Genomic DNA, 16,529 nt, shown 5'->3' with positions numbered 1-16,529 from the left:
TTTCCAGGCAACAAAAAACCCGGCCTTGGCCGGGTTTTTTCGTTTTTGGTGCTTTTTCGCCCGCGCTGTCAGGCGGCTTGCCAGTTCACCGGCAGCTGGCCTTCTTTCCAGGCGAAACGGTCAAGGTGGCTGACCACCACGTTCTGCAGGCGCTCGAGGCCTTCCGCCTCAGCAGACTCGGCATCCAGCAGCAACGCTTCCGGGGTGGCATGCAGGCGGCAAGTGCCGAAATCGAAGGTCAGTACGCCACGCTCTTCGGTCAGCTCGACCGGCAGCTTGTGGGCGAAGTGGTTGCACAGGCGCTTAAGGTAGCGCGCGGCTTCGGGGGTAGCGACGGTGGCACGGCTCAAAGGCATCTTTTCTCTTCTCCATTTTGGGAGATGACATCCTAGGCGCCGGCAATCAAGGGAAAAACCCGCTATTTTGCCTTTCACTCTTTAGCGGAGCTTCACAATGGACCATCTTCGCGGCATGGCGGTGTTCGCCACCGTTGTCGCTCGCGGCTCCATGGCCGCCGCGGCCGAAGCCCTGGGCATGACGCCCTCGGCAGTCAGCCAGCAGATCCGCAAGCTGGAAACCCACGCTCAGGTCACGCTGCTGCACCGCACCACCCGCAAGCTGACGCTCACCGAGGCTGGCGAGGCCTTCTACCGCAGTTGCGCGCAGATGCTGGCGATCGCCGAGGAGGCCGAGCAGCGCCTGGGCGAATGGCGCGAGGCCCCGGTGGGGGAGTTGCGCCTGGCCGCGCCGGTGGGCTTCTCCGGCAAGCTGATCACCGAGGCGCTGCGCCCGCTGCTGGAGAACCACCGCCAGCTGCGCCTGCAGCTGTTCTTCCACGACGAGCAGATCGACCTGATCGAACAGCGTATCGACCTCGCCATCCGCGTCGGCAGCCTCTCTGATTCGAGCCTGGTGGCGCGACATCTGGCCGAGTGGAACAACGTGGTCTGCGCTGCTCCCGCCTATCTGCGGCGGATACCGGCCATCGACCATCCGCAGCAACTGCAGGGCGTCGACTGGCTGTCGCTGAATACCGTGGCACACCAGGCCTACCTGAACTTCAGCGGGCCGGGCGGGGAGGGCTGCAAGCTGCGGCTGGAGGCGCGCGTCGCCGCCAACAGCATGATCGCCCTGCGTCAGTTCACCCTCGATGGTCTGGGCATTTCCGCGCAACCCGAGCCGGAAGTCCGTGAGGCGCTGGACGAGGGCAAGCTGGTGCGTCTGCTGCCGGAGTGGACGCTGCCGCCGTTCGGCATCTATGCCGTGACCCCGCGCCGTGATGCGCAGCCAGCCAAGGTGAAAGTTGCCATCGAGGCACTGCGCCGGCATCTCGGCGGCTCGACCACGCTGCGCTTCCACGCGCCGGTGTGAGGCGCGCTACCATGCCGCTCTGAAGACGCCACCTTGATGATCGGAGTGAACACGACATGGCCCTGAACTGGACCTGCAAGCACCACAGCGACCTGACCAAGGAAGAGCTCTACGCCATCCTGCAACTGCGCACCGAAGTCTTCGTGGTGGAGCAGCAATGCCCCTACCAGGAAGTCGATGGCCTGGACCTGCTCGGCGACACCTGCCACCTGATGGTGGAGGAGGAGGGCCGGCTGATCGGCTACCTGCGCCTGCTGGACCCGCAGCGCCACGAGGGCGACGTGGTGATCGGCCGCGTGGTGATCGCCCCGCAGGGTCGCGGCACCGGCCTTGGCCACCAGTTGATGGAGCAGGCGCTACAGGCCATCGCCCAGCACTGGCCGGGCCTGCCGATCTATCTCTCGGCGCAGGCGCACCTGCAGGGCTATTACGGCCGCTACGGTTTCACCGCAGTGAGCGAGGTCTACCTGGAAGACGACATCCCGCACATCGGCATGCGCCGCAACGCCTGACGTCAGCGCGGCAGGCTCTCGCGCCATGCGCCCGGACTGGTGCCACACCAACGGCCGAAGGCACGGGAGAAGCTCTGCAGGTCACCGTAGCCGAGCTGGTCGGTGATCTCCGCCAGCGACAGCGTCGACTCCTCCAGCAGGTCCAGCGCCCGGTAGCGGCGCTGTTCGTCGAGCAGCTCGCTGTAGCGCCAGCCCTGGCTGAGCAAACGGCGCGCGGCGGTGCGTTCGGTCAGGTGGCGCCTCTCGCAGAAGGACTGGAAGCTCGCGCCCTGGGGCAACTCGCGGGCGATGTAATCGGCGGCCTCGTCCAGCAGGGTGCTCCGAGTCTGCTCGCGTGCCTGATCCAGCAGCCCCACCAGCATCCCCTCCAGCTCCGCATTGGCCGGCGACAGCGGGTGGCGGAACAGCTCCGGTGCCAGGTGCAGCACCACATCACTGGCGCGCCAGCTCAACGGCGCACGCAGCGTCTGCTCGTAAGCCTGCGGGTTGCTCGGCTCGTCGCCGGGCAGTTCGATACGCAGCAACGGGTCCTGGCCGATGCCGCTGGCCAGCAGCTTGCGCCGCAGCAGGCTGCAGATACCCACCACCGTGTACTCGCGGCTCTGCCGCCCGGAAAGCAGGGCTCCCTGCTCGCTGAGCACCAGCGCCACCTGGCCGTCCACCTCGCGCAGCTGCGCACGCAGCGAGCCGTTGAAGTAGGGGAAGTAGGCGCAGAAGTAGGTACAGGCCGATTCCAGTGTCGGCGCCACGTCGAACAGGTAGGTCAGGCCATTGGTCAGGGTCGAGGCGAAGCGTTTGCCCGCCAGCAGGCCGATGGCCGCTTCGCCGCTGGCTTGCTCGGCCAGGTCCCAGAAGCGCCGCGAGAGGAACAGCGGCACCCGCACCAGCGGCGTGCGCAGCTCCAGCAGCGTGCGGCGGAAACCGGCTTCCAGCTGCGCAGCAGGGATACCGCGCGACAACAGCTCCTCGAGCGCCGGCAACAGGGTCGGCGCGTAGAAGGCGTTGGATGGGTCGGCGGGGCGTGAACTCATGGCGCGCGGCGGCTCGGCAAAGCTGGCCGCCCGACCTTACGCATTGCGCCCGCCAGCGACAAGCCGACGGCCGCTTCAGGCCGCGTAGTGGCGGCCGAGGAAGTCCAGCAGCAGCGCGTTGACCTGCAGCGGCTGCTGGCTCTGGATCCAGTGCCCGCAGTTCTCCAGCACATGCTGCTCCAGCTTCGGCACATGCTCGGGCATGCGTTGCACGGTGTAGGCCTCGAAGCGCCCGACCGGGTCGCGATCGCCGATCAGGAACAGCGTCGGCTGCTCGACCTTGCGCCCGGCCAGCGGTTCGCTGCGCTGCCAGCTGCGCTCGAAGTTGCGGTACCAGTTCAGCGCACCATGGAAGCCGCGCCCCTCGAAGGTCCGCACGTAATGCTGGAAATCTTCCGCGCTGCACCAGGCCGGGTGCTCCGGCGGCGGGGGCAGGCCGTCGAACAGACGGCCTTCGGGCGACTGTTCCGGTGCCAGGCGCACGTTGTCACCGAGGAAGTGACGCAGGCTGAGGGCGATGTCCGCGTCCAGCTCCGCCTCGGCGCGGCCGGGCTGCTGGAAGTAGAGGATGTAGAAGAACTTGCCGGCGAACACCTCGCGCATGATGTCCACCGGCGGGCGCTTGGCGCGGCCGGCGAAAGGCACCGACAGCGTCGTCAGCACCTCCACGCGCTGCGGCTCCAGCAGCGCCAGGTGCCAGGCCACCGGCGCGCCCCAGTCGTGGCCGACCATGGCCACGCGCTGGTGACCGAGGGCGTCCATCGCGCCCTGGATGTCCGCGCAGAGGGTCAGCACGTCGTAGGCGTCCACCGCGTCGGGCGCGCTGGTCTGGCCATAGCCGCGCATCTCCGGGGCGAACACGCGGTAGCCGGCAGCGGCGAGGGCACGCATCTGGTGTTGCCAGGAATGCCAGCATTCGGGAAAACCATGCAGCAGCCACACCGGCTTGCCGTGCTCCGGGCCGCAGCCGTAGACGCTGAGCTGGATGCCGTTGACCGCCAGCAGCTGGTGTGTGAACTCGTTCATGCCGTGCCCTCCCGCGAGTGGTGAAGCCCACTATGCCAAGCCCGGCGGCCTGCGCCGAAGCGAATTCACCGGGCGAATGCCGCCACCACGGCCGTCGACCCAGCGGCCGGGTGATCGGAAATTGTCCTGTGCGGCTGGCGGTGCGGGGCAGGGCGCTCACTAGCATGCGCCGCTCGATTCAATGCACACCGCGGTGCCCGCCATGCTCGATCTTCGCCAACTGGACCTGAACCTGCTGCTGGCCTTCGACGCCATCTACCACCAGCGCAGCATCACCCGCGCCGCCGAGGTGATGAGCCTGACCCAGCCGGCGATGAGCAATGCCCTGCGCCGCCTGCGCCAGTTGTGCGACGACCCGCTGTTCATCAAGACCCATCAGGGCGTGGCGCCGACCCTGGTGGCGCACCGGCTTTCCGGATCGGTTCGCGAGGCACTGGACAGTCTGCGCGAAGCTCTCCGCCACACACCCGCCGCCCATGCGACCCCAGCGGCACGCAGCCTGCGCATCAGCTGCCCGGAAGCCTTCCAGCCGACCCTGCTGGGAGCGCTGCTGGAGAGCCCGGCTTTCGACTGGCAGCCGCGCTTCTACCAGAGCCGGCGCCGCGAGGCCCTGCAGGAACTCACGGGCGGCAAGCTCGACCTGCTGATCGACATCGACCAGCCGCTGTCGCAGCAGAGCGGCCTGCGCAAGTTGCCACTGCTGGTCGACCAGTACGTGTTCGCCCATGGCGAAGCGCTGACGCAGCCGCCGCGTACGCTACAGGAGTACCTGAAAGTGCCGCAGATCCAGGTGTCCCAGCGCCGCGATGGGCTGGCGCCGATCGACCTGGAGCTGGGCCTGCGCGGCCAGCGCCGGCACATCGCCCTGACCTTGCAGAGCGCCCTGGCGGCACGCCTGATCGCTGACCAGCGGCCCTATGGCCTGACCCTGCCGAGCCGCGTCGCGCAGTTGCTCGGCCTGCGCCAGAGCCCGCTGCCGCTGGAGCAGCCGGTAGGCATCGAACTGTGCCTGTACGTGGAGAGTCGCTACCGTTTCGAGCAGGCCATGGAGCAGGCGATCCAGCAGGTGCAGCGGGCCTTTGCCGGCCTGCAGGCGCTGCCGCATCCTCAGCGTCAAGGAGCGTAGGAGCAACTGTCTTTCTCTGAATAATCCGTGCCAGGGCTTGCCCTCACCCTAGCCCTGGCTGCGCGCCCCGCTCCGAAGGGAGAGGGGATAGTTCGGTGCAGAATGAAACCATGGCGTCAGCCGGCACAATCGGCTCCCTCTCCCTGAGGGAGAGGGCTGGGGTGAGGGGGGAAGCACAGGCACGGAACTTCAGGTAGGTAGCGGACTCTGTCCGCGATTGGCTTCCGGCGCGATGCGGACCTATCGCGGACAGAGATCGCTCCTACGCAAAGCCCTCGATCATCCCGCATGAGCCTGACGCGGCAAGCGTTCGTCCGCCGCCAGAATCGCCTCGATCATGGCCTGCGCCGCGGGCGACAGGCCAAAGCCCGCCCGGCTGACGATGCCGTAGTGCAGGCGCAGTTCGGGGCGGTCCTGGGGGACATCGCTGATATGCAGCAAGGCGACTTCGCCGCGCTGCACCGGCGCATGCAATGCCTCCACCGCCGCCAGCCCGACCGCGTCGGAGCGCGCGACGATGTGCAGGATGGCGGCGAACTGTGCGCACTCGACGTTCATGTGGAAGTCGCGCTCGCCGATGACCTCGGCCAGCACCTTGCGCAGCGGCGGCGGAATTCGCGTCCCCACGCGCGGGTAGTCGAGCAACTCGCCCAGTTTCAACGACTCACGCGCCGCCAGCGGGTGGCCGACGCGGCAGAAAAAGCGCCCCGGACGCAGGCCCATCCAGCGCACCTGATATTCCGGATCGCCGGCAAACTCGCGGGCGTCACCGACGAAGAACTCCACCTGCTCCTCCTTGAGCAATTGGGCCATCTGTTCCCAATCGCCCATGAGGAAACCGACATCGATGGCCGGGTGCGCGCGGATGAAATCCGCCATCGCCTCCGGCACCAGCAGTTGGGCCGGGTAGGGCCCGCAGCCGAAGCGCAGCTCGCCGGCATTCAGGCCGTTGTACTGCTCCAGTTCGTTGCGCAGCGAGCGGCTGCCGGCAAGCAAACGGCGGGCATGTTGCAGCGCCAACTGACCCTGGCCGGTGAGGCGGAATTCGCGGCTCTGGCGATCCACCAGTTCGCAGTCCAGGTCACGCTCCAGGGTCTGGATGCTGCGGCTCAGCGCCGACTGGCTGAGGCCGATGGCATCGGCGGCGCGCTGGAAGTTCTGGAAGTCGGCGAGGGCGGCCAGGTGGCGGAGCTGTCGGAGTTCCATCATGCATCCTGCGCATTGAAGTGTTGAGTCGAATGAATTTGATGGATAGCAGAGCGAGCTGATCTAGTAAACCGCTCACTGCCCCGGTCATTCGCCATGTCGCCTCTGCTGTTCACTTCAAGCGCCTTCGCCAGCACCATCCTGCTGCACGCGGCCCGCCTCGGGCTCAGTGCGGTGGAGCTGCGGGCGCGCGCCGGGATCACCGACATACAACTGCAAGACCATCGAGCACGCATTCCGGCCGAGCAGGTGGAGCGGCTGTGGCGGGAGTGCGAACGCGCGAGCGGCAACCCGCAGTTCGGCTGCGAGCTGGTCCACGGCATGGCGACCCACTGTCTGCAGGGCCTGAACATCCTGCTGGACTCGGCGCCGGACCTGGGCGCCAGCCTCGCGGCCTTCTGCGAGCATGTACCGGCGGTGACCAATTGCGTGGACGTACGACTGGAGGTTGCAGGCGCTGCCACTCGGCTGACCCTGAAGCCCGTCAGCCAGGAACTGCACCACTTTGGCCTGGACGCGGCGGTGCTGACGCTGGTGCGCAATATCGCCCGGCGCATCGGCCGTTCGCCCCACGAGGTATTCCTCGAAACAGGAATCGGCCCGCGCCAGCGCTGCGGCGAAATGCTGACGCAGTGGGGCGTCCCCTGGCGTCGCACCCGCACGCCCTTCCTGGCGTTACCGGCTGCGCTGCTGGCGACATCCCTGGCGGGCGCCAACGAGTTCCTCTACCAGGGCCTGCAGCGCCAGTGGAGCGGCGCGCGGGAGGCCGGGCAGGGCGACGACCTGAGCCTGGCGCGCCTCTGGTTGCGCTCCTCCGACCAGCCCATCGAGCGCATCGCCGAACGCATCGGCTACCGGCAGAGCGGCAACTTCATCCGCGCCTTCCGCAAGCGCTTCGGCGTCACGCCCAAGCAGTTCCGCCTCGGCCATTGCGGCGGGGCATGATCGGTTTTTGTCCTTCCCGGCTTGTGGTCGCCACTCGCACCGCCGTCATGGTGGGCCCGCGGTAAAACCCATCCGGAGCCCATAATGACAAGAATCCATCCGGCCCCCGCCCCCATTGCCTCCCTGGGGCGGCGCCAGCGCTGCATTGTCCGACCTCTGCTGCTTGCCCTCGCGGCGGGCGGCGCCGCTCCCGCGCACGCCACCAGCTTCGCGCTGAACGACGACTGGAGCCTGTCCACCAAGACCACCCTGAGCCTGGGCGCCAGCTGGTCGGCGCAGGACCCCGACCGTCACCTGATGACCCACGCCAACGCGCTCCAGGCCCAGCACATCAGCAATGCCGACGGCAGCAGCGTGAGTGCCGACGACAACCGCCTGAACTTCAAGAAGGGCGACCCCATCTCGCAGATGTTCAAGGGCCTCACCGACTTCAGCCTGGAGGGCGACGGGCAGGGCGCCTTCATTCGCTTCAAGTACTGGTACGACCACGCCTACGAAACCGGCGACGGCCGCTTCAAGGACTTCGACGACGGCGGCTGGCCGACCCTGGCGCGCTACCACGGCTTCGACACCCTCGACGCCTATGTGTGGAAGGACTTCGACGTCGCCGAGCACCCGCTGAACATGAAGCTCGGCAAGCAGGTGCTGTCCTGGGGCGAGGCGGTGCTGATCCAGAACGGCATCAACGTGATCAACCCGCTGGACTACAGCGCCTTCAACAAGCCCGGCGTGGACATCAAGGAAGGCCAGCTGCCGGTGGAGATGCTTTCGTTCAACCTCGGCCTGAGCGACAAGGTGAACCTGGAGGGCTTCTACCAGTACAACTGGCGGCCCAGCGTGCTCGACGGCTGCGGCACCTTCTTCGCCACCAGCGACGCCATCCAGCCCGGTTGCGGCCCGCTGTACCTGAGCCAGGTACAGACCGACGCGCAGATGCAGGCCAGCGGGCTGTACGCCGCCCACGGCGACGACCAGGACCCGTCCGACCAGGGCCAATGGGGCGTCGCCCTGCGCACCCTGATCAGCTCGCTGAACGATGCCGAAGCCGCTTTCTACTACGTCAACTACCACGCCCGCCTGCCGTACCTGCAGCTCACCGCGCGGGACGCCAGCAAGCCCGGCAACTTCCCCCTCGGCCGCGTGCAGGGGCCGGTGTACGCCGCGGCCTTCCCGGAGAACATCCACCTCTATGGCCTGAGCCTCAACGGCGCGCTGCCCGGCTGGGGCACCTCGCTGGCGGCGGAGCTGAGCTACCGGCCAAACATGCCGGTGTCACTCAACGGCCCGGACATGAACGTGGCGATGATCAGCGGCCCCGGCGGCAGCTCGTCGATCACTGACGTACCGGCCAACGCCTCCACCACCGGCCAGACCCTGGACGGCTGGGAGCGCAAGCCGGTGTGGCAGATGACCGCCTCGGCCACCCAGATCATCGACAACGTGCTCGGCGCCACCCGCCTGACCCTGCTCGGCGAAGCCGGCGTGGTGCACGTCGGCGATGTCGGCGACGAGCGCCTGGGGCGCAACTCCGCGTTCGGCCGCAGCGCGCCACTCAACGGCAGCCAATGCAACAGCGCGGCCAGCGGCGTGACCAATCGCTACTGCACCGACGACGGCTTCACCACGCCCTGGTCCTGGGGCTACCGCCTGCGTGCCGGCCTGGAATACAGCGACGTGCTGCCGGGGGTGAACATGCTGCCCAGCCTGAACTTCCGCCACGACGTAGAGGGCTACTCCTACGACCCGGGCGGCCCGTTCCAGGAAGGGCAGATGGCCGCTGGCCTGTCGCTGGCCTTCAACTACCTGAACGACTACAGCCTGGAGTTTGGCTACAACAGCTTCTTCGGCTCCAACCACTACAGCACGCTCGACGACCGCGACTTCTACAGCGTCAGCGCCAAGGTCGACTTCTGAGGAACCGCCCCATGCATCTTGCGAAACTCTCCGCCCTGGCGCTGGCCATGGGCCTGGCGTTCTGCGCCCATGCCGCCACAGCCAACAGCCCGGCCGCCACTCCTGCCGAGCTTGGCAATAGCCTGACTCCGGTCGGCGCCGAGAAGGCCGGCAACGCCGACGGCAGTATTCCCGCCTGGGACGGCGGCCTGAAAGCCGACGCCGGGCAGCTCGACGCCAAGGGCGGCTATACCGATCCCTACGCCGCCGAGAAGCCGCTGTTCAGCATCACCCCGGCCAACGCCGGGCAATACAGCCAGTGGCTGAGCCCCGGCGAGCAGGCGATGCTCAAGCGCTACCCGAACACCTACAAGATCAACGTCTACCCCAGCCATCGCAGCGCGCGGCTGCCCGACGAGATCAACGCAGCAACCCGTGACAACGCCAGCCAGGCCAAGCTCGCCGACGGCGGCAACGGCGTGCTGAACTACCGGCGCGGCGTGCCCTTCCCGCTGCCCACGGCCGGGGTCGAAGCGATCTGGAACCACATCACCCGCTACCGTGGCGGCAGCCTCGAACGCACCTTCAGCTCGGCCAACGTGAAGGAGAACGGCGTCTACAGTCTGGTGCGCTCGCAGACCGAAATGAACTACGCCGAAACCGTCGACGACCTGCCGTCGGACGCCAACCTGTTGTACCTGTTCAAGACCCGCGTGCTGGAACCGGCGCGGCTTTCCGGCGAAGCCGTACTCAGCCACGAACCCATGGACCAGGTGGCCGAGCCACGCGCGGCCTGGCAGTACATTCCCGGCCAGCGCCGGGTGCGCCGCGCCCCGCTGATCGCCTATGACAACAGCGCGCGCTACAGCGACGGCATGGTCACCGCCGACAGCCTCGACGGCTTCAACGGCGCACCGGACCGCTACGACTGGAAGCTGCTGGGCAAGCAGGAACTGTTCGTGCCCTACAACAGCTTCCGCCTGTACGACCGCTCGGTGAAATACGCCGACATCCTCCAGACCGGCCATATCAACCCGGACCTGGCGCGCTTCGAGAAGCACCGCGTGTGGGTCGTCGAGGCGACCCTCAAGCCCGGCGCGCGCCACGTCTACAGCAAGCGCCGCTACTACCTCGACGAGGACAGCTGGAACATCCTCCTCGGCGAGCTGTACGACAGCCGAGGTGAGCTGTGGCGCAACTACCAGTCCCACGCCATGCCGTACTACGACAAGCAGTTCACCTTCGAGGCCCTGGCCGCGGCCTACGACCTGATCAGCGGGCGCTACTTCGTCAACGGCCTGATGAACGAAGAGAACACCGGCCTGAAGAGCGGCCAGCACGCGAAGATGAGCGACTACACACCGTCGGACCTGCGCCGCTGGGCCAAGTGAGGCTTTCTCTGCCTTGCCCCGGCTGGGCGTAGCCGGGGCTCCTGCGCCCCTTCCGGACTCCGGAGGGGGCGGTTCTGTTTTTGGCCGGGGTGCTGCCGGGGAGATCGGCGCAAGGGTGTCCCCTCACCCTAACCCTGGCTGGGGTGAGGGCAAGCCTCCGCACAAGACCTCCTCCTGTAGGAGATTCTATGTCTACCCCAGCGCCGGTCTCGCCGACGGGCCTCCAACGTAGGATGCGGTGGAGCGCAGCGATACCCATGCTGTCGGTGCCCAGAATCGATGGGTATCGCTGCGCTCCACGCCATCCTACGGCGTGTTCCTCCTGACGCTTGTGTGAAAGGCGAGACCCTTCAATCAAACGCCACAATCGCCTCCAGCTCGTGTAGTGCGTAGGGCGAATAACGCTGGCGCGTTATGCGGCCTACGGTCTGTAGGAGCGAGCCGTTCCGGCAACCCTCGACAAGCCAAAAACAGCATCGTATTCTGCACAGCGGAACATCATTCCGTTAAAACAACGATAAACGGAGTTCAGCATGTCAGAAGCGGTACAGCTCGAACGCCGGGGCGAGATTGCCCTGGTGACCGTCGACAACCCACCGGTGAACGCCCTCGGACAGTCCGTCCGCGCCGGGCTGCTCGCCGCCTTCCAGCAGGCCGGGGCCGACCCGCAGGTGCGCGCCGTGGTGCTGGTGTGCGCCGGGCGAACCTTCATGGCCGGCGCCGATATTCGCGAATTCGGCAAGCCGCCGCAGGCGCCCTCGCTGCCCGAAGTGGTCGACATCCTCGAAGGCTCGACCAAGCCCTGCGTCGCCGTGATCCACGGCACCGCCCTGGGCGGCGGGCTGGAAGTCGCCCTGGCCTGCCACTACCGCATCGCCCGCCGTGACGCCCAACTCGGCCTGCCGGAAGTGAAGCTCGGCCTGCTGCCCGGCGCCGGTGGCACCCAGCGCCTGCCGCGCCTGGCGGGTGTGGAAAAGGCCCTGGAGATGATCGTCTCCGGCACGCCGATCCGCGCGCCGCAAGCCCTGGAGTTCAATGTCGTCGACGAGCTGTTCGACGGCGAACTGATCGAAGCCGGCCTCGCCTTTGCCCATCGCCTGCTGGCGGACGGCAAAGGCCCGCGCCGCACCGGCGAGCGCAACGAGCGCGTACAGGAAAGCGGCCTCGCCGAACTGATCGCCCACAAGCGCGGCGACGTGCAGAAACGCCTGCCCGGCCAGTTCTCCCCGCAACGCTGCATCGATGCGGTGGAAGCCGCCACCCAGCTCCCGCTGCGCGAAGGCCTCGTCCGCGAGCGCGAACTGTTCATGCAGTGCATGGAATCGCCACAACGCGCCGCGCTGATCCACGCCTTCTTCGCCGAGCGCGAGGCCGCCAAGGTCGACGGGCTAGCCGCCGACGTGCAGCCACAGGAAATCCGCCGCGCTGCGGTCATCGGCGGCGGCACCATGGGCGTCGGCATCGTGCTGTGCTTCGCCAACGCCGGCATCCCGGTGCAACTGCTGGAAGTGAACGAAGAAGCCCTGCAACGCGGCCTCGACCGCGCCCGCAGCCTGTACGCCGCCAGCGTGGCGCGCGGCAGCCTGGGCGCTGAAGAGATGGAGCGGCGCATGGGCCTGATCAGCGGCGTGCTCGACTACGCCGCGCTGGGCGATGCCGACGTGGTGGTCGAAGCCGTGTTCGAAAGCCTGGAAGTGAAGCGCCAGGTCTTCGAGCAACTGGACGCCGCCTGCAAGCCCGGCGCGATCCTCGCCAGCAACACCTCCTCGCTGGACCTCGATGAGATCGCCGCCTTCACCAAGCGCCCGCAGGACGTCGTCGGCCTGCACTTCTTCAGCCCGGCCAACGTCATGCGCCTGCTCGAAGTGGTGCGCGGCAAGGCCACCTCGGACGCCGTGCTGGCCACCGCCATGCAACTGGGCAAGCGCCTGAAGAAGGTCTCGGTGGTGGTCGGCGTGTGCGACGGTTTCGTCGGCAACCGCATGATCTTCCAGTACGGCCGCCAGGCCGAATTCCTCCTGGAAGAGGGCGCCACACCCGCGCAGGTGGACCGCGCGCTGCGCGCCTTCGGCATGGCCATGGGGCCGCTGGCGGTGCGCGACCTTTCAGGCCTCGACATCAGCCACGCGATCCGCTCGCGCCAGCGGCCGAACCTCAAGCCCGGCCAGACGCTGCCCACGGTGCTCGATCACCTGATCGCCGCCGGCATGCTCGGGCAGAAGACCGGCACCGGCTTCTACCACTACGGCGAAGGCGGCCGCGCTACGCAGGACAACCCGGCGCTGCCGGCCATGCTGGAACAGGCCGCCGCCGACCGCGGCATCACTCGCGCGCCGGTCGCTGATGAAGAGATAGTCGAGCGCTGTCTCTACGCGCTGATAAACGAGGCCGCCCACCTCCTCGACGAAGGCATCGCCCAGCGCGCCAGCGACGTCGATGTGATCTTCCTCAACGGCTACGGTTTCCCCACCTGGCGCGGCGGCCCGCTGTTCTACGCCGACAGCGTGGGCCTTGCGCAAGTGCTCGAACGAATCCGCGAGTTCCACCAGCGCCTCGGCGCCTGGTGGCAGCCCGCACCGCTGCTCGAACGCCTGGTGGCCGAAGGCCGCCGTTTCGCTGACCTCTGAAGGAACCGCCATGGACATCCATTTCACCCCCGACGAACTGGCGTTCCGCGATGAAGTGCGCCACTTCCTCGGCAGCAAACTGCCTCAGGACATCGCCACCAAGGTGCGCCTGGGCAAACACCTGAACAAGGGCGACCACCAGCGCTGGCAGCACGTGCTCGCCGAGCAGGGCTGGTACGCCACGCACTGGCCGGAGGCCTTCGGCGGCACCGGCTGGAACGCCGTGCAGAAGCACATCTTCGAAGAGGAATGCGCCGCCTTCGGCGCGCCGCGCACCATCCCCTTCGGCGTCAACATGGTCGCCCCGGTGATCATCAGGTTCGGCACGCCCGAGCAGCAGGCACACTACCTGCCGCGCATCCTCGACGGCACCGACTGGTGGTGCCAGGGCTACTCCGAGCCGGGCGCCGGCTCCGACCTCGCTTCGCTGAAGACCCGCGCCGTGCGCGACGGCGACCATTACGTGGTGAACGGCCAGAAGACCTGGACCACCCTCGGCCAGCACGCCGACTGGATCTTCTGCCTGGTGCGCACCGACCCCGAGGCGCAGCAGCAGCGCGGCATCAGTTTCCTGCTGATCGACATGCAGACCCCCGGCATCACCGTGCGCCCGATCATCACTTTGGACGGCGAGCACGAGGTCAACGAGGTCTTCTTCGACAACGTGCGCGTGCCGGTGGAAAACCTGGTGGGCCGCGAGAACGAAGGCTGGACCTGCGCCAAGTACCTGCTGACCTACGAGCGCACCGGCCTGGCCGGTATCGGCGCGTCCAAGGCGGTGCTCGCGCACCTGAAGCAGGTCGCCAGCCGCGAGCTGTGCGACGGCAAGCCGATGCTCGAAGACCCGCTGTTCCGCGCCCAGGTGGCGGAGGTGGAAATGCAGCTGATGGCCATCGAGATGAGCACCCTGCGCATCCTCGCCGCCGCCCGCGAAGGCGGCGTGCCGGGCGCGGAAAGCTCGATCCTGAAAGTGAAGGGCACGGAAATCCGCCAGGCGATCAGCCACCTGCTGCGCAAGGTGCTCGGCCCCTACGCGCTGCCCTTCATCGAGGACGAGTTCGAACTGGGCAGCGAGGCGCTGCATGCGGATTACTCGGCCGCGCCGGCCAGCCAGTACTTCAACCTGCGCAAGCTGTCGATCTTCGGCGGCTCCAACGAAATCCAGAAGAACATCGTCTCCAAGATGATTCTCGAGCTGTGAGGCCAGGACCATGGACTTCAAACTGAGCGAAGAGCAGCAGATGCTGCAGGACACCGCGGCCCGCCTGGTCCGCGACGCATACCCGTTCGACAAGCGCGAAGGTTTCAGCAAAAGCGAGTTGGGTTACAGCACCGACTTCTGGCGCCAGCTCGGCGAGCTGGGGCTGACTTCGGTGTCGCTGCCGGAAAGTCATGGCGGCTTCGGCGGCGGCGTGGAATGCCTGCTGGTGCTCACCGAACTGGGCCGTGGCCTGTGCCTGGAGCCCTACCTGCAATCGGTGGTGCACGGCGGTGGGCTGATTGCCCAGCTCGGCAGCGACGCGCAGAAGGCCCACTGGCTGCCGCGCATCGCCAGCGGCGAAGCGCAGCTGGCGGTGGCGCTGGAAGAACCGCAAAGCCACTACCAGTTGCATGACGTGCAGACCCGCGCAGAGCAAACCGGCAACGGCTGGAAGCTGAGCGGGCGCAAGGCGGTGGTGATTGGCGGGCAGAGCGCCACGGCGATCCTGGTCTCGGCGCGCGTCTCCGGCCATGCGCGGGACGAGGCGGGCATCGGCCTGTTCCTCATCGACCCGCAACAGGCCGGCGTGAGCCGCCGCGACTACCCGACAGTAGATGGCCAGCGCGCCTGCGAGCTGTTCCTCGACGGCGCCATCGGCGAGGCCATCGGCACGCCCGGTGAAGCGCTACCGGCGCTGCGTTATCAACAGGGCCGCGCCATCGCCGCGCAGTGCGCCGAAGCCCTCGGCAGCCTGCAGGAAGCCTGCACGCTGACCCTGGACTACCTGAAGACGCGCAAGCAGTTCGGCATCCCGATCGGCAAGTTCCAGGTGCTGCAGCACCGCATGGTGGACATGCGCAGCGAGCTTGAGCAGGCCACCAGCATGGCGATCCTCGCCGCCTGCGTCGCCGACCAGCCCGACAGCGCCGAGCGCAGCCGTACCCTGGCGGCGGCCAAGTTCATCGTCACCCGCGCGGCGCGCTTCGTCGCCGAACAGGCGATCCAGCTGCACGGCGGTATCGGCATGACCTGGGAATACGTGCTGGCGCACCACGCCAAGCGCCTGGTGATGCTCAGTCACCAGCTGGGTGACGACGATCATCACCTGAAGGTGTATGCGGGGTTGATGGAAGTCGCCTGAGCCAGGGTTGGGCCAACATTGTAGGAGCGAGCTTGCTCGCGAACGGGGATTCACTGGCGGCTCCAGTGCTGGGCGGTTCGCGAGCAAGCTCGCTCCTACAGATTCACCGCAGATTGATGCTGCCTTACGCGCCGAGAGCCCCTCTCCCTTCGGAGCGGGGCGCGCAGCCAGGGCTGGGGAGAGGGTGCATGAACGGCAGAGGAGTAAATCGGGAAATCTAACTACGGCAGATCAGGCCCCGAGGCTCTCGATATCCCGCGCCAGTATCGCCAGCTCATGGGCCAGCGAGCCGCACAGCGTCTCTTCGCTGAGCTGGAACGACGGCGCACCACAGGTCAGCGCCATCAGCCCGCCGTCGGCCAGGCGCAGCGGCACGCCAGCGGCGCGCACGTTGCGGTCCCAGTCGCCAAGGGACAGGCAGAAACCCTGCTCGCGGTATTCCTCGAAAGACGCTTCCAGCGAGGCTCGCATGACCGACCAATCGCCTTCGTGGCGCTCCTGCAAGGCCGCCAGCAGGTGCTCGCGCTCCTGCTCCGGCGTCGCGGCGAGGTAGGCGCGGCCGGCGGCGGTGGTCGCCAGTGGCAGACGCACGCCAGCGTCCATGCGCAGGGAAGTCGCTTCCGGCGGGCGGCAGTTTTCCACGTAGATCATCGACAGCCAGTCGCGGCAGGTCAGGCCGACCGTGGTGTTGGTGCGACGGGCGAAGGCGTCCATGTACGGCTTGGCCAACTGGCGTACGCGCAGGTTGGAAACGTAGGCGTAACCCAGCGCCAGCACGCCGGAATCCAGCTGGTACTTCTCGTGCTGCTGCGAGTAGCAGAGGTAGCCGAGCTGGGTCAGGGTGTAGGTCATGCGTGACACGGTGGCCTTGGGCAGGCCGGTGATCCGCGAGATTTCCTGGTTGCCGAGCACCACCGAGCCGTGGGTGAAGGCGCGCAGCACATCCAGCCCGCGGGCGAGCGCCTCGACGTACTTGCGGTCCTTGGGGGTGCTGCTGTCTTCGACGTCGTCGCTCATGGGGCCTCGGCGGGGATCTGTTGGGCGGCGCTACGCGCGGCG

14 protein-coding genes are annotated in these 16,529 nt (G+C 67.4%); 9 read left to right on the top strand and 5 right to left on the bottom strand.

Going from position 1 to position 16,529, the window contains the following annotated elements; translation table 11 throughout:
* Positions 1-68 precede the first annotated feature (68 nt).
* Positions 69-356: a DUF2218 domain-containing protein gene (locus CTR55_RS14705; protein ID WP_296287255.1), complete on the bottom strand. Its 288-nt coding sequence runs from the start codon at positions 354-356 to the stop codon at positions 69-71.
* Between the two features lie 97 nt (positions 357-453).
* Here CTR55_RS14705 and CTR55_RS14700 point away from each other — a divergent pair, with 97 nt between their 5' ends.
* A complete protein-coding gene (locus tag CTR55_RS14700) occupies positions 454-1,371 on the top strand; it encodes a LysR family transcriptional regulator (RefSeq protein WP_296287253.1) in 918 nt (305 codons plus the stop codon).
* 56 nt (positions 1,372-1,427) lie between these two features.
* The gene (locus CTR55_RS14695) at positions 1,428-1,883 is read left to right on the top strand and encodes a GNAT family N-acetyltransferase (RefSeq protein ID WP_296287251.1); all 456 of its coding nucleotides are present in this window, start codon (positions 1,428-1,430) and stop codon (positions 1,881-1,883) included.
* A gap of 2 nt (positions 1,884-1,885) precedes the next feature.
* Here CTR55_RS14695 and CTR55_RS14690 read toward each other — a convergent pair whose 3' ends face one another.
* On the bottom strand, positions 1,886-2,914 hold the full coding sequence (locus tag CTR55_RS14690; protein WP_296287249.1) for an AraC family transcriptional regulator: 1,029 nt from the start codon (positions 2,912-2,914) through the stop codon (positions 1,886-1,888).
* Between the two features lie 75 nt (positions 2,915-2,989).
* Positions 2,990-3,940, bottom strand: a complete 951-nt coding sequence (locus CTR55_RS14685; protein WP_296287248.1) for an alpha/beta hydrolase — start codon at positions 3,938-3,940, stop codon at positions 2,990-2,992.
* 202 nt (positions 3,941-4,142) lie between these two features.
* Between CTR55_RS14685 and CTR55_RS14680 the strand changes: the two genes are divergently transcribed.
* Positions 4,143-5,066, top strand: a complete 924-nt coding sequence (locus tag CTR55_RS14680; RefSeq protein ID WP_296287246.1) for a LysR family transcriptional regulator — start codon at positions 4,143-4,145, stop codon at positions 5,064-5,066.
* Between the two features lie 279 nt (positions 5,067-5,345).
* Here the strand turns inward: CTR55_RS14680 and CTR55_RS14675 are convergent, their stop codons facing one another.
* Positions 5,346-6,272 (bottom strand): LysR family transcriptional regulator, encoded by a 927-nt coding sequence (locus CTR55_RS14675; RefSeq protein WP_296287244.1) that lies wholly within the window; start codon positions 6,270-6,272, stop codon positions 5,346-5,348.
* 96 nt (positions 6,273-6,368) lie between these two features.
* Between CTR55_RS14675 and CTR55_RS14670 the strand changes: the two genes are divergently transcribed.
* The 6 genes from CTR55_RS14670 (at position 6,369) to CTR55_RS14645 (ending at position 15,470) form a co-directional block, all read left to right on the top strand.
* Positions 6,369-7,217 carry an AraC family transcriptional regulator gene (locus CTR55_RS14670; protein ID WP_296287242.1) on the top strand — a complete coding sequence of 283 codons (849 nt, stop codon included), beginning with the start codon at positions 6,369-6,371 and terminating at the stop codon, positions 7,215-7,217.
* An 84-nt stretch (positions 7,218-7,301) separates the two neighbouring features.
* Positions 7,302-9,131 (top strand): DUF1302 domain-containing protein, encoded by a 1,830-nt coding sequence (locus CTR55_RS14665; RefSeq protein WP_296287241.1) that lies wholly within the window; start codon positions 7,302-7,304, stop codon positions 9,129-9,131.
* Between the two features lie 11 nt (positions 9,132-9,142).
* Positions 9,143-10,501 (top strand): DUF1329 domain-containing protein, encoded by a 1,359-nt coding sequence (locus tag CTR55_RS14660; RefSeq protein ID WP_296287239.1) that lies wholly within the window; start codon positions 9,143-9,145, stop codon positions 10,499-10,501.
* 533 nt (positions 10,502-11,034) lie between these two features.
* Positions 11,035-13,128 carry a 3-hydroxyacyl-CoA dehydrogenase NAD-binding domain-containing protein gene (locus CTR55_RS14655; protein WP_296287238.1) on the top strand — a complete coding sequence of 698 codons (2,094 nt, stop codon included), beginning with the start codon at positions 11,035-11,037 and terminating at the stop codon, positions 13,126-13,128.
* A gap of 10 nt (positions 13,129-13,138) precedes the next feature.
* Positions 13,139-14,329: an acyl-CoA dehydrogenase family protein gene (locus CTR55_RS14650; protein ID WP_296287236.1), complete on the top strand. Its 1,191-nt coding sequence runs from the start codon at positions 13,139-13,141 to the stop codon at positions 14,327-14,329.
* A 10-nt stretch (positions 14,330-14,339) separates the two neighbouring features.
* A complete protein-coding gene (locus tag CTR55_RS14645) occupies positions 14,340-15,470 on the top strand; it encodes an acyl-CoA dehydrogenase (RefSeq protein WP_296287235.1) in 1,131 nt (376 codons plus the stop codon).
* A 231-nt stretch (positions 15,471-15,701) separates the two neighbouring features.
* Here CTR55_RS14645 and CTR55_RS14640 read toward each other — a convergent pair whose 3' ends face one another.
* Positions 15,702-16,487: an IclR family transcriptional regulator gene (locus tag CTR55_RS14640; protein WP_296287234.1), complete on the bottom strand. Its 786-nt coding sequence runs from the start codon at positions 16,485-16,487 to the stop codon at positions 15,702-15,704.
* Positions 16,488-16,529: the final 42 nt, after the last annotated feature.

The sequence above is a fragment of the Pseudomonas sp. genome (assembly GCF_002796985.1).
Taxonomy (GTDB): Bacteria; Pseudomonadota; Gammaproteobacteria; order Pseudomonadales; family Pseudomonadaceae; genus Pseudomonas.
Note: the sequence above shows the minus strand (reverse complement) of the source record. Positions and strands in the feature narration are given on the sequence as shown.